This is a genomic window from Prescottella agglutinans, assembly GCF_004011865.1.
In the GTDB taxonomy this organism is placed as follows: domain Bacteria; phylum Actinomycetota; class Actinomycetes; order Mycobacteriales; family Mycobacteriaceae; genus Prescottella; species Prescottella agglutinans.
Map to the genome: position 1 here is coordinate 18,314 of NZ_RKLP01000009.1, position 19,863 is coordinate 38,176.

The 19,863-nt window shown below is 71.2% G+C and carries 2 protein-coding genes; both read left to right on the forward strand.

The window, feature by feature from the left end; translation table 11 throughout:
* The first annotated feature begins 268 nt into the window (after positions 1-268).
* A complete protein-coding gene (locus tag EGT67_RS17180; protein ID WP_127917303.1) occupies positions 269-18,943 on the forward strand; it encodes a non-ribosomal peptide synthase/polyketide synthase in 18,675 nt (6,224 codons plus the stop codon).
* On the forward strand, positions 18,940-19,860 hold the full coding sequence (locus EGT67_RS17185; RefSeq protein ID WP_241566088.1) for a glycosyltransferase family 2 protein: 921 nt from the start codon (positions 18,940-18,942) through the stop codon (positions 19,858-19,860). The genes EGT67_RS17180 and EGT67_RS17185 overlap by 4 nt, the downstream gene beginning before the upstream one ends.
* The last annotated feature ends 3 nt before the right edge of the window (positions 19,861-19,863 follow it).

Here is a 19,863-nt window from a genome sequence, read left to right on the forward strand (position 1 = left end):
CATGTCCGGCGCGTCCCGACACCGTCCGGGCCGGGTTCGACCACGGCCCCTGAACTACGCATAACGCGCATTTCACCCAGTCCGAGCATTCGCGCTGAGTGGACGCTCCCGACGCGATACTCTCACGTCCGGCATTGGAGAACTTCCGCTCTTCGGTCGCTTGTTTGTGCTCTCTGAGGTTGGACGTGAAGGGTCGTTTTGCGTGGGGTCGGAAGGAATTTCTGCGAACTCGGTTTTCGCGGAATCGGGTGGAACTAATATCGGATCCGTGACCGGAGCCGCGGCTTCGGCCACCGGTGTCACCGCCTCCGACGGCGAAGTGCTACCACTGTCCGCGGCGCAACGTGGAATCTGGTTCGCGCAGCACCTGATCGAGAACGTTCCGATCGCGATCGCGCAGTACGTCGAGATCGTCGGCGACCTCGACGTCCACGCGCTCTCCGACGCCTGCGCGGCCGCCGCCCGCGAGTTGGGCACCGGCATGTTGCGGATCGTCGAGATCGACGGTGAGCCGTACCAGGCGATCGACTACGCGGTGAGCGATCGGACGACGCACCTCGATTTCCGCGCCGAGTCCGATCCTGTTGCGGCAGCGCAGGCGTGGATGCGGCGCGAGTACAGCACCCCCCGGAACCTGCTGGCGGACAGGCTCGTGGAGTCGGCCACACTGCGGATCGGCGAGTCGCACTACTACTGGTACGCCAGGATCCACCACATCGCCCTCGACGGCTTCGGCGCCATGACGTTCGTGAACCGGACCGCGGAACAGTACACCGCCGCAGTCACGGGCGCGGCACTTCCCGACTGGAAGGCCTACGGCCTCCGCGAAATCAGCGAAGACGAGGCGCGATACCGGACGTCGTCGCGGTTCGAGACGGACCGTCGGTACTGGGGTGAGCGCACCCGGGACCTGCCGCACCCGATCAGTCTGGCCGGCCGCTCCGCGGACGTCGGACCGCACTCCCAGCGGGCGACGGGCCCGCTGCCCGCGGACGTGGAATCCGCGATGCGTCGGATGGTCGCCGAAGCCGACGGAATCACGTTCGCGGCGATCGTGGTCGCCGCGGTCGGGGCATTCCTGTCCCGGCTGACCGGCGAGGACGACGTGGTCCTGAGTCTGCCCGTGTCGGCTCGGACCACCGCGAAACTGCGCCGCTCGGGTGGAATGGTCTCCAACGTCGTGCCGATCCGCCTCGACACCGGCGGAGGCGTCACCTGTGCGGAGCTGGCCCGCCGCGTCCAGGTGGAACTGACCGGCGTCCTGCGGCATCAGCGGTACCGGCACGAAGACATCAGGCGTGACGCCGGCGTGGGCGGTGGCCGCCGAGGATTCTTCGGTCCCGCCGTCAACATCATGATGTTCCACGGCGAGATCCGCCTGGGGCACGACATCGGCACGTTGCACGTCCTCACCACCGGCCCCGTCGAGGACCTCGCGGTGAACATCTACCCCGCGCTCGAGGGCGAGGGAGCGCACGTCGACTTCGAGGCGAATCCCAATCTCTACACCCCCGAGGAACTGCGTGCCCACCACGCGCGATTCCTCGAGTTCCTCGCGGCCTTCGCCGAGTCGGCGGACACGGCGGTGGCCGACCTCGACGTGATGCACGCCGACGAGCGGGCCGAGCTGGTGCCGCTCCGCGGTCCGGCCGCCTGCCCGCCGCAGCTGCTGCCCGACCTGCTGCGGCGCGGTGCCGAGATCCATCCCGACAACGTCGCGATCTCGTCGGACACCGGCGATCTCACCTATCGCGACCTCGATGCGACGTCGAATCGATTGGCGCGGTTGCTCATCGATCGTGGTGCCGGCCCGGAGACTTTCGTCGCCATCAGCATGCCGCGCTCGACGGACGCGCTGATCGCGGTGTGGGCCGTGGCCAAGACCGGTGCGGCCTTCGTGCCGATCGATCCCGGGCTGCCGACCGACCGCATCGTCCACATGCTCACCGATTCGCGGTCCGCCATCGGCCTCACGTGTGTCTCGGAACGACCGGGACTGCCCGACGGTGCCGACTGGGTCGTCGTGGACGACGACGCGACCCGCGCTGCCGCGGAACGCTTTTCGCAGGATGCTGTCACGGATGCGGATCGGATCGCGCCCGTCGGAATCGCGAACTCCGCCTACATGATCTACACCTCGGGCTCGACGGGACTCCCGAAGGGCGTCCTGGTGACTCACGAGGGGCTGTCCGCGTTCGCCTCCGGTGCGCGGTCGGAACTGAACATCGGCCCGCAGTCCCGAGTGCTGCGGTTCTCGTCGGCGAGTTTCGACGCATCGGTGTTCGAGATGCTCCAGGCCTTCAGCTCCGGAGCGGCGATGGTCGTGGCACCGCCCGGCGTCTACGGTGGCCTGGACCTCGTGGATCTGCTTCGTCGGCAGCGTGTTTCGCACATCATCTCGGCACCCACCCTGATGAACACCGTCGATCCGCGGGGCCTGACCGATCTCGAGGCCGTCGTCGTCGGCGGCGACGTGTGCACGCCGGACCTCGTCGAGCGATTCGGTGACGTGTGCCGGTTCACCAACAGCTACGGTCCCACCGAGACGACGATCGTCATCACCGCCGGCGATCCGCTCGCTCCCGGCGACCCGATCACGATCGGTCGTCCGATCCAGGGCGCCGGAGCACTCGTCCTGGACCGCAAGCTGCGTCCGGTCCCCGTCGGTGTCGTGGGCGAGCTGTATCTCACCGGACCCGGCCTGGCCCGGGGGTACCACCGCCGCGGCGCGCTCACGGCCGACCGGTTCGTCGCGGATCCCTTCGGCGAACCCGGAACCCGTATGTACCGCACCGGAGACGAGGTGCGGTGGACGGCCACCAACGAACTCGAGTACGTGGGCCGGTCCGACTTCCAGGTCAAGATTCGCGGTTTCCGAATCGAACTGGGGGAGATCGACGCGGCACTGCTCGAGCAGGACGGCGTGAACTTCGCGGCGACGGTCGCCCACGAGCGCGCGGCCGGTCCGGTGCTCGTCTCCTACGTCCGGATGGACGCCGCCGCGGAGTTCGACGCGGCCGCCGTCGTCGCGGGTGTGGCGCGAATCGTGCCGTCGCACATGGTGCCGGCCGCCGTGGTGCGCCTCGACCACGTTCCCGTCACTCCCGCGGGAAAGTTGGACCGTCGCGCGCTGCCGGTGCCCGAGTTCGGCGGCGACGCCGAGGAGTACCGCGCACCGTCGACGCCGGTGGAACAGGCCATCGCCGACATCGTCGCCGAGGTGCTCGGCCTCGACCGCGTCGGCGTGCACGACTCGCTGTTCGCGCTGGGCGGCGACAGCATCGTGGCGATGCAATTGGTGTCCCGGGCGCGCGCCGCCGGGATCGGATTCACCGCGCGGGAAGTGTTCGAGCACAAGACCGTGGCCGAGATCGCACGGGTGTCCGTGCCGATCGACAGCGTGCCGCAGGACCTGCTGGAAGAGCTTCCGGGCGGCGGCATCGGACCGGTTCCGCTGACACCGGTCATGTACGAGATGACGGCCCGCGGGCCGTTCGACGACTTCCACCAGTCGGTGCTTCTCACGGCGCCGGGCGAACTCGACGACCGGCGCCTGACGGACACCGTGCGCGCGGTCGTGGACCGCCACGACATGCTGCGCAGCCGTCTCGACACGGACCCGCAGGGGGAGTCGACGCTCACCGTCGCGGCCTCCGGCACCGTCGACCCGTCTCACCTCGTCACCCGGGTCGCGGTGACGAGCGCGCCGGGCACCCGGGCCTTCGATTCCGCAGTGCTCGACGAATGTGACCGTGCCGCACAACGTCTCGATCCCCGAGCCGGGGTGATGCTGCAGGTGGTGTGGCTCGACGCCGGCGACTTCGGCGGCAGGCTGCTCGTCGTGGCACACCACCTCGTCGTCGACGGGGTCTCGTGGCGCGTCCTCGTGCCGGACTTCGTGGTCGCGTGGATGCAGGTCTGTGCGGACGGTGCGGTCGAGCTTCCCGCGGTGGGTACCTCGTTCCGGCGCTGGGCCCACGGTCTGCGGGACGCGGGGGTCGAAGGCGCCTACAGCGACGAACTCGACCGATGGCGCGAGATCCTCACCGGCCCCGACCGCCTCGTCGGTGCCCGGCCGCTCGACCCGCGCATCGACACCGTAGCCACGACGGCGCGCGTCCACGTCGAACTCGGTGCAGCGGTGACGGATACAGTGCTCGGACGGCTTCCCGACGTGTTCGGGTGCGGCGCCGCCGACGGACTCCTCGCGGCTCTGACGATGGCGGTCGTGCACTGGCGCCACGAGCACGGCTTCCCCGAACGGTCGGTCCTGCTCACCCTCGAAGGGCACGGGCGCGAGGAGGACGCGGTTCCGGGCGCGGACCTGGCCCGCACGGTGGGCTGGTTCACCAGCACGTTCCCGGTGCGGCTGGCGCTTCCCGACGTGGATCTCGGCGACGCCTTCGCGGGCGGACCGGACGCCGGCGCGGTGATCAAGGCGGTCAAGGAGCAGACGCTCGCCGTGCCCAGCCGCGGCATGGGTTTCGGTGTGCTGCGGCACCTCGATCCGCGCACCCGCACCGAACTCGCCGACCAGCCTCGCCCGCAGATCAGCTTCAACTACCTGGGCCGGTTGGGCGTCGGGCAGTCGATGGACGCGACGACCGGTTGGCTGCCGGACCCGGCGGCCCCGGACCTCGTCGCCCGCAGCGGGTCCGCGATGGCAGTGGCCGCCGCCGTCGACATCAACGCGATGGTGACCGACGGCCCCCACGGTCCGCGCCTGACGGCGACGTTCGCTTATCCGACGGCGGTTCTCGGCGATGCGGACGTGGCCGAGCTGGCAGACCTGTGGCGCCGCGCCCTCGAGGGCCTGGCGGCGCACGCCGACCTACCCGGTGCCGGCGGGCTCACGCCGTCCGACGTCCCGTTGGTCACGGTGTCCCAGACCGAGATCGACCGGTGGGAGCACCGCTACCCGGCGGTACGCGACGTGTGGTCGCTCTCGCCGTTGCAGGCGGGACTGCTGTTCCATGCGCGTCTGGTCGCGGACGGGGTGGACGTGTACACCGCGCAACTGCGGATGGACCTGGTCGGCCGGGTCGACTCGGCCCGCCTGCGGGCGGCGCTCGATGCTGTGGTCGAGCGGCATGCGAACCTGCGTACCGCGTTCGTCTACGACGACTCCGGTACACCCGCCCAGCTGGTGCTCGAGCACGGCGAGGTTCCCTGGAACGAGATCGACCTCCGACAGACGACGGGCGCAGACCGCGACCGCGAGCTGTCCCGGATCCTCGACGAGGATCGGGTGACCCGATTCGAACTCGACCGTCCGCCGCTGGTGCGGGCGACGCTGGTCCGACTCGCCGACGACGGGTACGCGTTCGCGGTGACCAACCATCACATCGTTCTCGATGGCTGGTCGATGCCGCTGCTGGTGCGCGAACTGCTGGTCCGCTACGCGGCCGGCGAGGCGGCCACCGTGCCGGAACCGCGGCCGTACCGCGACTTCCTGCAGTGGCTCGCGGCGCGGGACGGGGAGCGGTCCCGGCAGGCGTGGCGCACCGCGCTCGACGGGCTCACCGAAGCCACCCTGCTCGGCGGCGCAACCGCGGAGGGGGTCGCGGACGACGCCCCGATCGAGGTCGACGTCCCGGCGGCGCCGTCGCTGATCGACACGATCACCGACCTCGCCCACACTCTCGGCGTCACGGTCAACACGGTGGTCCAGGCGGCGTGGGGAATCCTTCTGTCCCGCAGCACGTCCCGATCCGATGTCGTGTTCGGTGCCACCGTCTCGGGGCGACCCCCGCAGCTGGCAGGAGTCGAGGAGACGCTCGGGTTGTTCATCAACACGATTCCGGTGCGCCTGCGCACCGACCCGGCAGAGTCGATCGGGGCGATGCTGTCCCGGCTGCAGGGTGAGCAGGCCGAGTTGCTCGACCACCACCACGTCGGGCTCGCCGAGATCCAGGCGATCGCGGGGATCGGCAACCTGTTCGACACGCTGACGGTGTTCGAGTCGTACCCGATCGAGCGGGCCGGACTCGACGAGGACACCGACATCGCCGGGATGCGGGTGCGCGGTCTGCAGGGCCTCGACGCCACGCACTACCCGATCACGCTGATGACGCTGCCGGACATGCGCATGACCCTGCGGTACCGGCCGTCGTCGTTCACGGCGGCCGAGGCGACCACCCTGGCCGCGAGGCTCGTGCAGATCCTGGGCGCGATCGTCGCCGACCCGTCGATGCCCGTGGGCGACATCGACGCCCTGACCGCGGACGAGCGGGCCACTGTCGTCGAGTCCTGGAACGCGACTCGGCATCCGGTGCCCACGACGACCCTGGTCGAGTTGTTCGGTGCCCAGGTCGCACGCACCCCGGACGCGCCGGCGGTCTCCTTCGGGGACGTCACGCTGTCCTATGCGGATTTCGATGCGCGGGTGAACCGTCTGGCCCGGTACCTCGCCGCGGCCGGCGTCGGCCCGGAGACGTCGGTGGGCATCGCGATGCCGCGTTCGATCGACCTGCTCGTCTCGATCCACGCGGTGGTCGCCGCCGGCGGCGCGTACGTGCCGATCGATCCGACGCAGCCGGAGGAACGCGTCGGGTACGTGATTTTCCAGGCGGAACCCGTTCTGGTCCTGACGGATTCGACGACCGCGGGGGTGCTTCCGGCCGCCGCGCCGGTGATCGCCGTCGACACCCTCGTGCTCGACCACCTCGATTCGGCACCGCTGACCGCGGAGGAACGGGGTGGGCTGCGCGCCCGGAACACCGCGTACGTGATCTTCACGTCCGGCTCGACCGGCCGGCCCAAGGGCGTCGCGGTCCCGCACGGCGGCATCGTGAACCGGTTGCTGTGGATGCAGGACGAGTACCCGCTGGACGGGTCGGACGTGGTGCTCCAGAAGACCCCGGTCACCTTCGACGTGTCGGTGTGGGAACTGTTCTGGCCGTTGCAGGTCGGCGCCCACCTGGTGATCGCCGAGCCCGACGGGCACCGTGATCCGCAGTACCTCGAGCGGGTGGTGCGCGACCACGGGGTCACGACGATGCACTTCGTCCCGTCGATGCTCGACGCGTTCCTCGCGGGCGCGAACCCGGCGCGATGCGCGTCGCTGCGCCGAGTCTTCACCAGCGGCGAAGCGTTGCAGGCCAACACCGTCCGGCGCGTGCACGAGAGCACCGCGGTGGAACTGCACAACCTGTACGGGCCCACCGAGGCGTCCGTGGACGTCACCTACCACCGGACCCGGCCCGACGCGACGTCGGTGCCGATCGGCGCGCCGGTGTGGAACACCGCTCTCTACGTTCTCGACTCGCGTCTGCGTCCGGTCCCGGTGGGTGTCGACGGCGAGCTGTACCTCGCCGGCGCCCAACTGGCGCGTGGCTACGTCGGCCGGCCGGACCTGAGCGCCGACCGCTTCGTGGCCTCGCCGTACGGCGAGGCCGGTAGCCGCATGTACCGGACCGGCGACGTGGTGCGCTGGACCCCGGGCGGGGAGCTGGAGTACATCGGCCGCAGCGACTTCCAGGTGAAGCTGCGCGGACAGCGCATCGAACTCGGCGAGATCGAGGCGGCGCTGCTCGCGCAGCCCGGTGTCGCGCAGGCCGTCGTGGTGCTGCTCGTCCACGAGATCGCGGGGGAGTACCTCGCCGGGTACGTCGTGCCGCACGAGGGCGCGGGCGTGCGCGAGGCCGACCTGCTCGACGCCGCCGCGGCCGTCCTGCCCCGGTACATGGTGCCGTCCACCGTGGTCGTGCTCGACGCGCTGCCGGTGACGGCGAACGGCAAGCTCGATCGCCGGGCCCTGCCCGTCCCCGAGTTCGCGAGCACGTCCGAGTACCTCGCCCCCGGCACCCCGACCGAGTACACGCTCGTCGCGGTGTTCGGGGAGGTCCTCGGGCGCGAGACGCCGATCGGCGTCTCCGACAACTTCTTCGACCTCGGCGGCAACTCGCTGGTGGCCACCCGGCTGCTGGCGCGGGTCAATGCGGAGTTCGGGGTGCAACTCGGCGTGCGGGAGCTGTTCGACGCCCCCACCGTTACGGGGCTTGCGGCGGCGGTCGACGCGTCCCGGGCGGGCGGTCCCGTTCCGGCGCTCGAGGCGGGGCCGCGCCCCGCGCGGATCCCGTTGTCCCCGGCACAGTCCCGCATGTGGTTCCTCAACCGGTTCGACCCCGGATCCCCCGCGTACAACGTGGCGGTGGCCCTGCGGATGACCGGTGCGCTCGACCGTGAGGCGCTCGCCTCGGCGGTCGCCGACATCCTCGACCGGCACGAGTCGCTGCGCACGGTGTACCCCGACTCGGTGGACGGTCCGCACCAGCGGATCCTGCCGACGGGTGAGGCGCTCGACGAGCTGGCCCTCGACGAGTTGGGGCTCGGCGAGCCGGTCGGGACCGACCTCGCCGACCGGATCCGTGAGGCCGTGTCCTCGGGGTTCGACGTCACCGCGGAGCTCCCGATCGAGGTGACGCTGCTGCGGGAGAACGCGGACAGTCACGTGCTGGTCGTGGTGGTGCACCACATCAGCATCGACGGGTGGTCGATGGACGTGCTCGCCGCCGACCTGGTGCAGGCGTACTCGGCGCGGGTCCGCGGCGAGGCGCCGGCGTGGGAGCCGCTGTCGGTGCAGTACGCCGACTACGCGTTGTGGAAGCGCCGGGTGCTCGGCGCGGAGGACGATCCGGAGGCGATGGCGGCTCGGCAGATCTCCTACTGGTCCGCCGAACTGGCCGGTGCGCCCGAGGTGCTCGAGCTGCCCGCCGACCGGATCCGGCCCGCGACCCCGAGCCACCTCGGCGGCAAGGTCGACACGGCGATCGGCTCGGATGTCTACGACGCGGTGTGCGCCCTCGCCCGCGCCGCCCACGCCACACCGTTCATGGTGCTGCATGCGGCGCTCTCGGTGCTCCTCGCGCGGCTCGGAGGCGTCGACGACGTCTCGATCGGCACTCCGGTCGCCGGCCGTGGCGAGCGGGAACTGGACGACGTGGTGGGCATGTTCGTCAACACCCTCGTGCTGCGCACCGAGATCGACCCGTCGACGTCGTTCGCCGACCTGGTCGGCCAGGTTCGGGGCACCGACCTGGCCGCGTATGCACACGCGGACGTGCCGTTCGAGCAACTGGTCGAGGTGATCAGTCCGGCGCGCTCGACCGCGCATCACCCGCTGTTCCAGGTGGTCCTCGCGTTCGAGGGCCCCAAGCCGCAGTCGATCTCGCTTCCCGACGTCGAGATCTCCTCGGAGGAACTCGATTTCGGGATTGCCAAGTTCGACCTCCAGGTCGAGGTCGCCGAACGCGTGGACGCCGACGGTGCCGCTGCCGGGGCACGGGTGACCTTCACCTACGCGTGCGACCTGTTCGACGCGTCGACCGCCAGGGGATTCGCGGATCGGTTCGTGCGACTACTCGCGGCCGCGGTCGCGGACCCCGGCGTCGCGGTCGGCGACATCGAACTGCTCGACGCCACGGAGCGAGCGGCGCGGCTGTCCGCGGCGGCGGACCCGGTACCGGCGCGGCTGCTACCGGACCTGCTCGCCGATTCCGCCGCCGACCGCACCGCGATCGCCCTGATCGACGGTGACCGGGCGGTGAGCTACGGCGAACTCGACGAGCGCTCGAACCGGTGGGCGCGGACGCTGATCGATCGGGGCGTCGGACCCGAGTCGTTCGTCGCGCTCGCACTGACGCGTTCGATCGAATCGGTGTGCGCGGTGTGGGCGGTCGCCAAGACCGGTGCGGCCTTCCTGCCGGTCGACCCCACCTATCCCGCCGAGCGAATCGCGCACATGCTCACCGACTCCGGTGTACGCGTGGGCATCACCGTCGGCGAACACCTGGCCGTGCTGCCCGACACGGTGGCGTGGACGGTCCTCGACGGCGACGACACGACCGCCGAGGACGGGCCGTCCGGCCACTGCTCGGCGCCGATCGCCGACACCGACCGGCTGCGGCCGCTGCGCCCCGAGCATCCGGCGTACATGATCTACACGTCCGGTTCCACCGGTGTGCCCAAGGGCGTGGTGGTCACGCACTCCGGACTGGCTGCCTTCGTCGCCGAACAGCAGCGCCACTACCGGGTCGATTCCTCTTCGCGGGTGCTGCATTTCGCGTCCCCGAGCTTCGACGCCTCGATCCTCGAGCTGCTCATGGCGGTGGGGGGCGCGGCGACGACCGTCGTGGTCCCGGTCGGCGTGTACGGCGGCGAGGAACTCGCGCAGGTCCTCCGCACGCAGCGGGTCACCCACGCGTTCGTGACGCCCGGTGCGCTGGCGACCGTCGAACCGGCGGGGCTCGAGCACGTCCGGGTGGTCGTCGTCGGTGGTGACGCGTGCGACGCTGCGCTGGTGCGCCGGTGGGCGCCCGGACGAGCGATGTTCAACGCGTACGGGCCCACCGAGTCGACGATCATGGCCACCCATCACGGCCCGATGGCTCCGGGCGAGACCGTGTCGATCGGAGCACCCGTCCGCGGTACCGGCGTCCGGGTCCTCGACCGGCGGCTGCACCCGGTCCCGGTCGGGGTCGCGGGAGAGTTGTACGTGACGGGGCAGGGGCTCGCGCGGGGCTACCACGATCGTGCGGCGCTCACGGCCGAGCGGTTCGTCGCCGATCCGTACGCGTCCGACGGCCGCCGGATGTACCGCACCGGCGATCTGGTGCGCTGGACGGCGAACGGTGAGCCCGAGTACTCGCTCGAATACCTGGGCCGCACCGACTTCCAGGTCAAGGTGCGCGGACACCGGATCGAGCTGCGCGAGGTCGACGCGGTCCTGGCGTCGCATCCGGCCGTCGACGTCGCCGTCACGGTCGGGCACCGCGGCGGTGGCGCCGACGCGCTGGTCTCGTACGTCGTGCCGGCGGCCGGGCAGGCCGTCGACCCGCGGGACGTCGTCGTCCATGCGCGTGGCCTGCTCCCCGAGTACATGGTGCCGTCCGTCGTCACGGTGGTCGACGCCCTCCCGCTCACGCCGTCGGGCAAGGTGGACACGCGGGCGCTGCCCGAACCGGTGTTCCCGACCCGGGAGTTCGTCCAGCCGCGCACCCGGACCGAGGCGGTCGTCGCCGACGTGTTCGCGGACGTCCTCGGCATCGTCGGCGTCGGAGCCGAGGACGACTTCTTCGACCTCGGCGGCAACTCGCTCAGCGCGACCCGTGTCGTCGCCCGGGTGAACGAACTGCGCCGCACCAGGATCGGCGTCCGGGAACTGTTCGATGCGTCCACCGTCGCCGCCCTGTCGGTGCGGGTGGACCGGGCCGGGCTCGAGGACGATCGTCCCGCGCTGACGGCTGGCCCCCGACCGGCGGAGCTGCCGCTCTCGCTGGCGCAGCAGCGCATGTGGTTCCTCAACCAGTTCGACCCGGCGTCACCGGCGTACAACATCCCGCTCGTGGTGCGACTGACCGGACGCCTCGACGTCCCCGCGCTGCGGGCCGCGATCGGCGACGTGCTCGGCCGCCACGAGTCGCTGCGCACCGTCTTCCCGCAGTCGGAGGACGGGCCGCACCAGGTGATCGTGCCGGCGGACCGGGTCCCGCTCGACCTCGACCCGGTCACCGTGCCGGGAGAGGCCGCGCTGCAGGCCGCGGTCGCCGCGGTCGTCGCCGGCGGGTTCGACGTCACCGCCGCCGTCCCGGTGCGTGGACGGCTGCTGCGGGTCGCGGACGACGACGTCGTGCTCGTCCTCGTCGTGCACCACATCAGCGCCGACGGCGTGTCGACGCTGCCGCTCGCCCGGGACGTGATGACCGCGTACACCCGGCGCGTGCGCGGCGAGGAGCCCGACTGGGCGCCCCTCGCGGTGCAGTACGCGGACTTCGCGCTGTGGCAGCGGCGGGTGCTGGGCGACGAGGCCGATCCGCGGTCGCTCGCCGCGCAGCAACTCGGCTACTGGCAGGAGCGGCTCGACGGAGCGCCGGCGGTGCTCGAACTGCCGCTGGACCGTCCACGACCGCCGGTGGCGTCGTATCGTGCCGCGCGCGTGGACTTCACGATCGACCCGGACGTCACCCGGCGTCTCGAGGCGCTCGCCGCGGAACACACCGCGACGCTGTTCATGGTGCTGCACGCGGGACTGGCGGCGGTGCTCGCACGGCTCGGTGCCACGTCCGACGTGTCGGTGGGGACCCCAGTCGCCGGGCGCGGGGAACGCGCGCTCGACGACCTGGTGGGCATGTTCGTCAACACGCTCGTCCTCCGCACCGAGGTCGATCCGGCGGAGTCGTGGGACCGGCTGCTGCGGCGGGTCCGCTCGGTGGATCTCGCGGCCTTCGCCCAGTCCGACGTGCCGTTCGAGCGCGTCGTGGAGGTGGTCGATCCGCCTCGGTCGCAGGCGTACTCGCCGCTGTTCCAGGTCGCGTTGTCGTTGCAGAACCACGGGGAGGCCGTCCTCGAGCTTCCCGGCGTGACCGCCACCGTCGTCGACCCGGGCGCCGACGTCGCCAAGTTCGACCTCGAGTTCACGCTCCGGGGCTCCGGTTCCGCGGGACTCCTCGGCTCGCTCACCTACGCGACCGACCTGTTCGACCCGGAGACCGCGGCCGCCATCGCGGACAAGCTGGTGCGCGCGCTCGCACAGGTCGCCACCGATCCGGCCCTGCCGGTCGGCGACCTCGACCTGCTCGACGACCACGACCGGGCCCTGGTGTCCCGGGCCCCGGTGCCGTCACCCGTCGCCCCGCGGACGATGGCCGAGATCCTCACCGCCGGTGCGGCGTCGGATCCGGGCGCGGTGGCGATCCGCGGCGACGGCGTCGCCCTCACCTACGCCGAACTCGACGCACGGTCGAACCGCCTGGCGCGGGTGCTCCTCGACCGGGGGGTCGGCCGCGAGGGATTCGTCGCGCTGTCGTTCCCGCGGTCCGTGGATTCGATCGTCGCGATGTGGGCGGTCGTGAAGACCGGCGCCGCGTTCGTGCCCGTCGACCCCGCACACCCCGCGGACCGGATCCGGCACATGCTCACCGACTCCGGCGCGGACGTCGGGCTCACGACCGCGGCCGTCGTCGACCGACTGCCGGACTCGACGCGGTGGTTGGTGCTCGACTCCGACGACCTCGAGCGCGACTGCGCGCGACGCCCGGATTCCGCCGTCACCGACCGGGACCGCGGCGGGCCGATCCTGCTCACCAACGCCGCCTACATGATCTACACGTCCGGGTCCACCGGACTGCCCAAGGGCGTGGTCGTCGAGCACACCGGCCTGGCGTCCTTCTGTGCCGACGCCCGCACCGAACTGGTGCTGTCGCGGCGCTCCCGGGTGCTGCGGTTCTCGTCGTCGAGCTTCGACGCGTCGGTGTTCGAGATGCTCGCCGGCTTCAGCGTGGGCGCCACCCTCGTGGTGGTCCCGCCCGCGGTGATCGGCGGTCACGAACTCGCCGAGCTGATCCGGGACCAGCAGGTGACCCACATCCTCACCGCGCCGGCGGCGCTGGGCACGGTCGACACCGACGGCCTGGACTCCCTCGAGACGGTGATCGTCGGTGGCGACGTGTGCCCGCCGGAGCTCGTCGAGCGGTTCGCGCCCGGACGCCGGTTCTTCAACAGCTACGGTCCCACCGAGACCACGATCATCATCACGATGACCGAGCCGCTGTCGGTGGGCGAGCGGATCACGATCGGCACCCCGATCGCGGGCGCCCGCGCGACGATCCTCGACTCGCGGCTGCGCCCGGTGCCCGTCGGCGTGATCGGCGAGCTGTACCTGTCGGGTCCCGGCGTCGCCCGCGGCTACCACAAGCGTGCGGGGCTGACGGCGTCCCGGTTCGTGGCCGACCCGTACGGCGGCGGCCGCATGTACCGCACGGGCGATCTCGTCCGGCGCACACGTGACGGGCTGCTCGACTTCGTCGGCCGTATCGACTCGCAGGTCCAGCTGCGGGGCCTGCGCATCGAACTCGGCGAGATCGAGGCGGCGCTCGTGGGCTGCCCGGACGTCGCGCAGTCGGTGGTGGTGCTGCACAGCGACACCCGCACCGGCGATCATCTCGTCGGTTACGTGGTGCCCGAGCGGGAGGCGGTCCTCGACCCGGAGGACCTGCGCGAGCGGGTCGGTTCGTCCCTGCCGGCGTACATGGTGCCGACCCAGGTCGTCGTGCTCGACCGATTGCCGGTGACGGCGGGCGGCAAGCTCGACCGCCGGGCGCTCCCGGTTCCCGAGTTCGTCTCGACCCGGGAGTTCCGGGCCGCGTCGAATCCGCTGGAGGAGAAGGTGGTCGGCGTGTTCGCCGAACTGCTCGGGCTGGAGCAGGTGTCGGTGGACGACAGCTTCTTCGACCTGGGCGGCAATTCGCTGCTCGCGACGCGACTCATCGCCCGCGTCAACGCCGTACTCGGCACCGCGCTGGGCATCCGCGAACTGTTCGAGTACCCCACCGCGGCGGCGCTCGCCGCGCGGGCCGAGTCGGCCCGGACCGACTCCGGGCCGGAACTGGGCACGCTCGAGCGGCCGGAGCGGATCCCGCTCTCGCCGGCGCAGCAGCGCATGTGGTTCCTCAACCGGTTCGATCCCACGTCGGGTGCCGAGAACATCCCGATGGCGTTGCGGCTGTCCGGGGCGCTCGACGTCGACGCGCTGCACGCCGCGATCGCCGCGACCGTCGACCGGCACGAGGCGCTGCGCACGGTGTACCCGGACTCGCCGAGCGGCCCGCACCAGGTGATCGTGACAGCGGCGCACGTGGTTCCGTCGCTCGATCCGGTGGCGGTCGACGAGCACGAGATCCTGCCGATGGTCGTCGGCCTGGCGGGCACGGGATTCGACGTCACCGCCGAGGCCCCGCTGCGGGTGGCACTCCTGCGGGTCGGGCCCGACGAACACGTGCTCGTGCTGGTCGTGCACCACATCTCGGCGGACGGGTTCTCGGTGGCCCCGCTCGCCCGGGACGTCATGGTCGCGTACGCCGCGTTCCGCCAGGGCCTCGAACCGTCGTGGGCGCCGCTGTCCGTCCAGTACGCCGACTACAGCCTGTGGCAGCGGGCGGTGCTCGGCGACGAGGACGACGGCGGGTCCGTCGCCGCCCGTCAGATCGCCTACTGGTCGGACACCCTCGCGGACCTGCCCGATCAGCTGGACCTGCCGACCGACCGGCCGCGTCCGGCCGTGCAGACGTTCCGCGGGCAGACGCACGCGTTCACCCTGGACGCGTCGCTGCACCGGGCGCTGCTCGCGCTCGCACGCAGGCAGGGCGCCACACTGTTCATGGTCGTGCACGCGGCGTTCGCGGCCCTGCTGAGCAGGCTCAGCGGAGCCGGCGACATCACGATCGGCACCCCGATCGCGGGTCGCGGTGAACAGGCACTCGACGGTCTGGTCGGCATGTTCGTCAACACCCTCGCGCTGCGGACCGACGTGCGCGCCGACGCCACGTTCGCGGATCTGTTGGACCGGGTGCGCGGCACCGACCTGACGGCGTTCGCCCACGCGGACGTGCCGTTCGAGCGGATCGTCGAGGTCCTCGATCCGGAGCGCTCCACCGCGCGCCACCCGCTGTTCCAGGTGGCGCTGTCGCTGCAGAACCTCGGCCGCACCCGGTTCGAACTCCCCGGTCTCGACATCGACGTCGTCGACGCGGGATTCGAGCCCGCGAAGTTCGATCTGCACCTCACGCTCGTCGATCATCGTCACGACGACGGCGAGCCGGCCGACATCGCAGCATCGTTCACCTACGCCGCGGATCTGTTCGACGGGGCGACCGTCGCGCGGTTCGCGAACCGGTTCGAGCGGCTGCTGCGTGCCGTCGTCGCCGACCGCCGCGCGGTGATCGGCGACATCGACCTGCAGGGCGAGGCGGAGCGGCGTGCGGTCCTGGTCGAGTGGAACGCGACCCGGCACGAGGTGCCGAGCGCCACGTTGGCCGATCTGTTCGCGGAGCGGGTGCGTGCCACCCCGGACACGGTGGCAGTGGTCGTCGAGGAACAAGAACTCACCTACGCCGAGTTCGACGGTCTCGCGAATCGTCTCGCCCGGGAGCTGATCTCGCGGGGTGTCGGGCCCGAGACCCGGGTCGCCCTCGCGATCCGGCGGTCGCTCGAACTACTGGTGGCGATGTACGCGGTCGCCAAGGCGGGCGGCGCGTACGTCCCGATCGACCCGGATCATCCCGCCGAGCGGACCGAGTACGTTCTCGAATCCGCCTCGCCGGTGGTCGTTCTCACCTCCAGCGGCGAGACGGTCCCGGTTCCGGAGGGCGCCGAGCGGCTGGACGTCGACACCGTCGACCTCGGCGGGCGGCGGTCCGATCCGATCACCGACGCCGAACGATGCGCCCCGCTGCGCGCGGAGAACACGGCGTACGTGATCTACACGTCGGGCTCGACGGGCCGCCCCAAGGGCGTCGCGGTTTCACACGCGGCGATCGTCAACCAGTTGCTCTGGAAGCAGGCGCAGTTCGGACTCGACGGCACCGACGCGGTGCTGCTGCGGACGGCGGCGACGTTCGACCTCTCGGTGTGGGAGTTCTGGTGGGCACTGACCGCCGGCGCCCGACTGGTGGTCGCGAAGGCCGGGGGCGAGCAGGACCCGGCGTACCTGGAGCGGCTGATCCGCGACCACCGGGTCACCACGGTGCATTTCGTGCCGTCGCTGCTGACCGCGTTCCTCGCGTCGGTGGGCGACGAACCGCTCGACGCGTTGCGCCGCGTGATCTGCATCGGCGAGGCGCTGCCCGCCGAGGTGGTCCGCAGGTTCGCCGCGGTGAGCGACGCCCCGGTGTTCAACCTGTACGGGCCGACCGAGGCCGCGGTGAGCGTCACCCATCACGCGTGCGGACCCGACGACGGCCCGTCCGTCCCGATCGGTGTGCCCGAGTGGAACACCCGCGTGTACGTGCTCGACGCCCGTCTGCAGCCGGTGCCGATCGGGGTCCCCGGCGAGCTGTATCTCGCGGGTGCCCAGCTCGCACGCGGGTACGTGGGACGGACCGACCTGACGTCCGACCGGTTCGTGGCCGACCCGTTCGGCGCCGCCGGCACCCGCATGTACCGCACCGGCGACCTGGTTCGCTGGGTGCCGCGGGAGTCGGGCGCCGTCCTGGACTACCTGGGCCGCACCGATTTCCAGGTGAAGCTGCGGGGCTTCCGGATCGAGCTCGGGGAGATCGAGACGGCACTGTCCGCGCACCTCGATGTCGATCGGTCGGTCGTGACGGTGCACCGGGCGCCCGGTGGTGCCGAACACCTCGTCGGCTACGCGGTGCCGCGGCCCGGCACCTCGCCCGACGTCACCGCGCTGCTCGCGTTCGTCGCCGAACGCGTGCCCAGCTACATGGTGCCGACGACGGTCGTGCTGCTCGACGAGCTTCCGCTCGGTGTCACCGGCAAGCTCGACCGCCGGGCGCTGCCGACACCGGAGTTCGCGAGCAGCAGCGGTTTCCGTGAGCCGGTCACCGCCACCGAGGAGATCGTCGCGGGCATCTTCGCCGACCTGACCGGCGGTGCCCGGGTGGGCGCCGACGACAGCTTCTTCGAGGTCGGCGGCAACTCGCTGTCGGCGACCCGGGCGACGGCGCGGATCAACGAGGCGTTCGGGACCGCGCTGACGGTCCGCGAGTTCTTCGAGGTGCCGACGGTGTCGGCCCTGGCGTCGCGAGTGGATGCGCACGCCGGGCTCGACCGTCCGAGGCTGACGCAGTCGCAGCGGCCGGCACGGCTTCCGTTGGCGCCGGCGCAGGAGCGGATCTGGTTCGACAACCAGCGCACCCGGGGCGGTGAGTGGAACATCCCGTTCGCGCTGCGGTTGCGCGGCGCGATCGACGTCGAGGTGCTGCGTGCCGCGGCCGGCGACGTCGTCGCGCGGCACGAATCGCTGCGGACCGTGTACCCGGCCACCACGGACGGTCCGGTGCAGGTGATCGTGCCCGCGGCGGACGCGATTCCGCAGGTGGAGGCCGTCGAGACGGATCCGGTGTCCCTCGAGGCCGAGCTGAATGCGTTCCTGTGGGCCGACTTCGACGTCGCCACCCAGTTGCCGATGCGGATGCGGCTGTTCCGGATCGGACCGGACGATCATGTGCTCGCGGTGGTGGTGCACCACATCTCGGCCGACGGCTTCAGCGTCGGGCCGCTCACCCGCGACGTCGTGGTGGCGTACGCGGCGCGTGCGGTCGGCGTCGCACCGCAGTGGGATCCGCTGCCCGTGCAGTTCGCCGACTACGCGGTGTGGAAGCACACACTGCTCGGCGAGTTCGACGATCCGGCGAGCGAGGCACACCGCCAGATGGACTACTGGGCCCGCACGCTCGCGGAGCGGCCCGAGTTCCTGGACTTCCCGACCGATCGGCCCCGCCCCGCGGTGCGTCCGACGGCCGGGGCGGCCGTGCCGGTCCACCTCGACGCCGACACCCACGCGGCCCTCGTCGCGCTGGCCCGCGAGTGCGGGGCCAGCCTGTTCATGGTGCTGCAGGCGGCGTTCGCGTTGTGCGTCAGTCGGTTCGCGAACGAGAAGGACGTCACGGTCGCCACGTCGATCGCGGGCCGCGGCGAGCCCGAACTCGACGACCTGATCGGCAACTTCTCCGACGACGTCCTGATGCGGGTGGTCGTCGACGAAGGGGATTCGGTCGCGGACCTCGTCGCCGCCGTTCGCGCGGCGGCGCTGGGTGCGTACGCGCACCCGGACGTGTCGAACCCGCGACTCGAGCGGGCGCTCGGCCTCGACCCGGGCGCGCCGTACAACCCGCTGTTCCAGGTCACGCTGATCCTGCAGCGGGCCGTGGACGGGCTGGCGGCGGAGTTCCCGGGGCTGTCGATCGAACAGCATCCGGTGCCGACGACCGTCGCCAAGCACGAACTCGAGTTCAGCCTGAACGACCGCTACGACTCGCTCGGCGTGCCGATGGGAGTCACGGGTGGTTTGCTGTACCAGACGGCGCTGTTCGACGAGTCGACCGCGCAGGGCTTCGTGGATCGGTTCGTGTCGGTGCTGCGAACGATGGCGGCCGATGCGTCCCGCTCCGATCGTGACAACCGACGATGCGAGGAGTGTAGGTGACCGACCGGGAGCGCACGCTGGCGAAGAAGACGTTCGGACCACCGACAGAGGTTTCGGTGGTCGTCGCCGCGTACAACGCGCTCCCGGAGATCGACGCCCAACTCGAGGCGCTCGCGCGCCAGGACTACGACGGCGAGTTCGAGGTCGTCGTGAGCGACAACCAGGGCAGTGCGGCGCTGCGAAGCCACGTCGAACAGCACCCGCTGCGCGACCGTCTCGGGCTGCGGTGGGTGGATTCGAGTGCCGTTGCAGGGACGTCGCACGCGCGCAACGTCGGCACCCGGGCCGCGCGGTACGACTTCGTCGCCTACTGCGACCAGGACGACGCCGTCTACCCGGGATGGCTCACCGCGTTGACCGTCACCGCCAAGGATCACGGCATCGTCGGTGGACTCCTCGAACGGGACACCCTCAACGACCCCGTGATCGCGCAGTGGCGGGCGCTCCCGCCACCGGACAAGCTGCCGCTGATGGCGCACTTCCTGCCGAGCACGTTCGGCTGCAACCTGGGCATCTGGCGTTCGGTGTTCGACGAGATCGGTGGATGGGACGACACGTACCCGACCGCGGGCGGCGACGTCGACTTCTGCTGGCGTGCCCAGTTGCGCGGGTACGACCTCGGCTACAACCCGGAAGCCCTTGTCGCATACCGCTACCGGACCACCCGCCGGGAAATGTTCGATCAGGCGGTCGAATACAACATGGCGGAGGCTCGGCTGGCGAAGCAGTACGCGGCCCAGGGTGCCCGCGGAACCAATCCGCTGATCCTGTTCGGCTACCTCGGGTGGCTGTTGCTCCGGCTGCCGGCCTTGCCGTGGAACTGGCCGGCCGGGCGCCGGGGCCAGTGGTACTGGGTGGCCGGCGCCGTCACGGGCCGGATCCGGGGCAGCATCGAGCAGCGCCACCTGTACCTGTAGTCG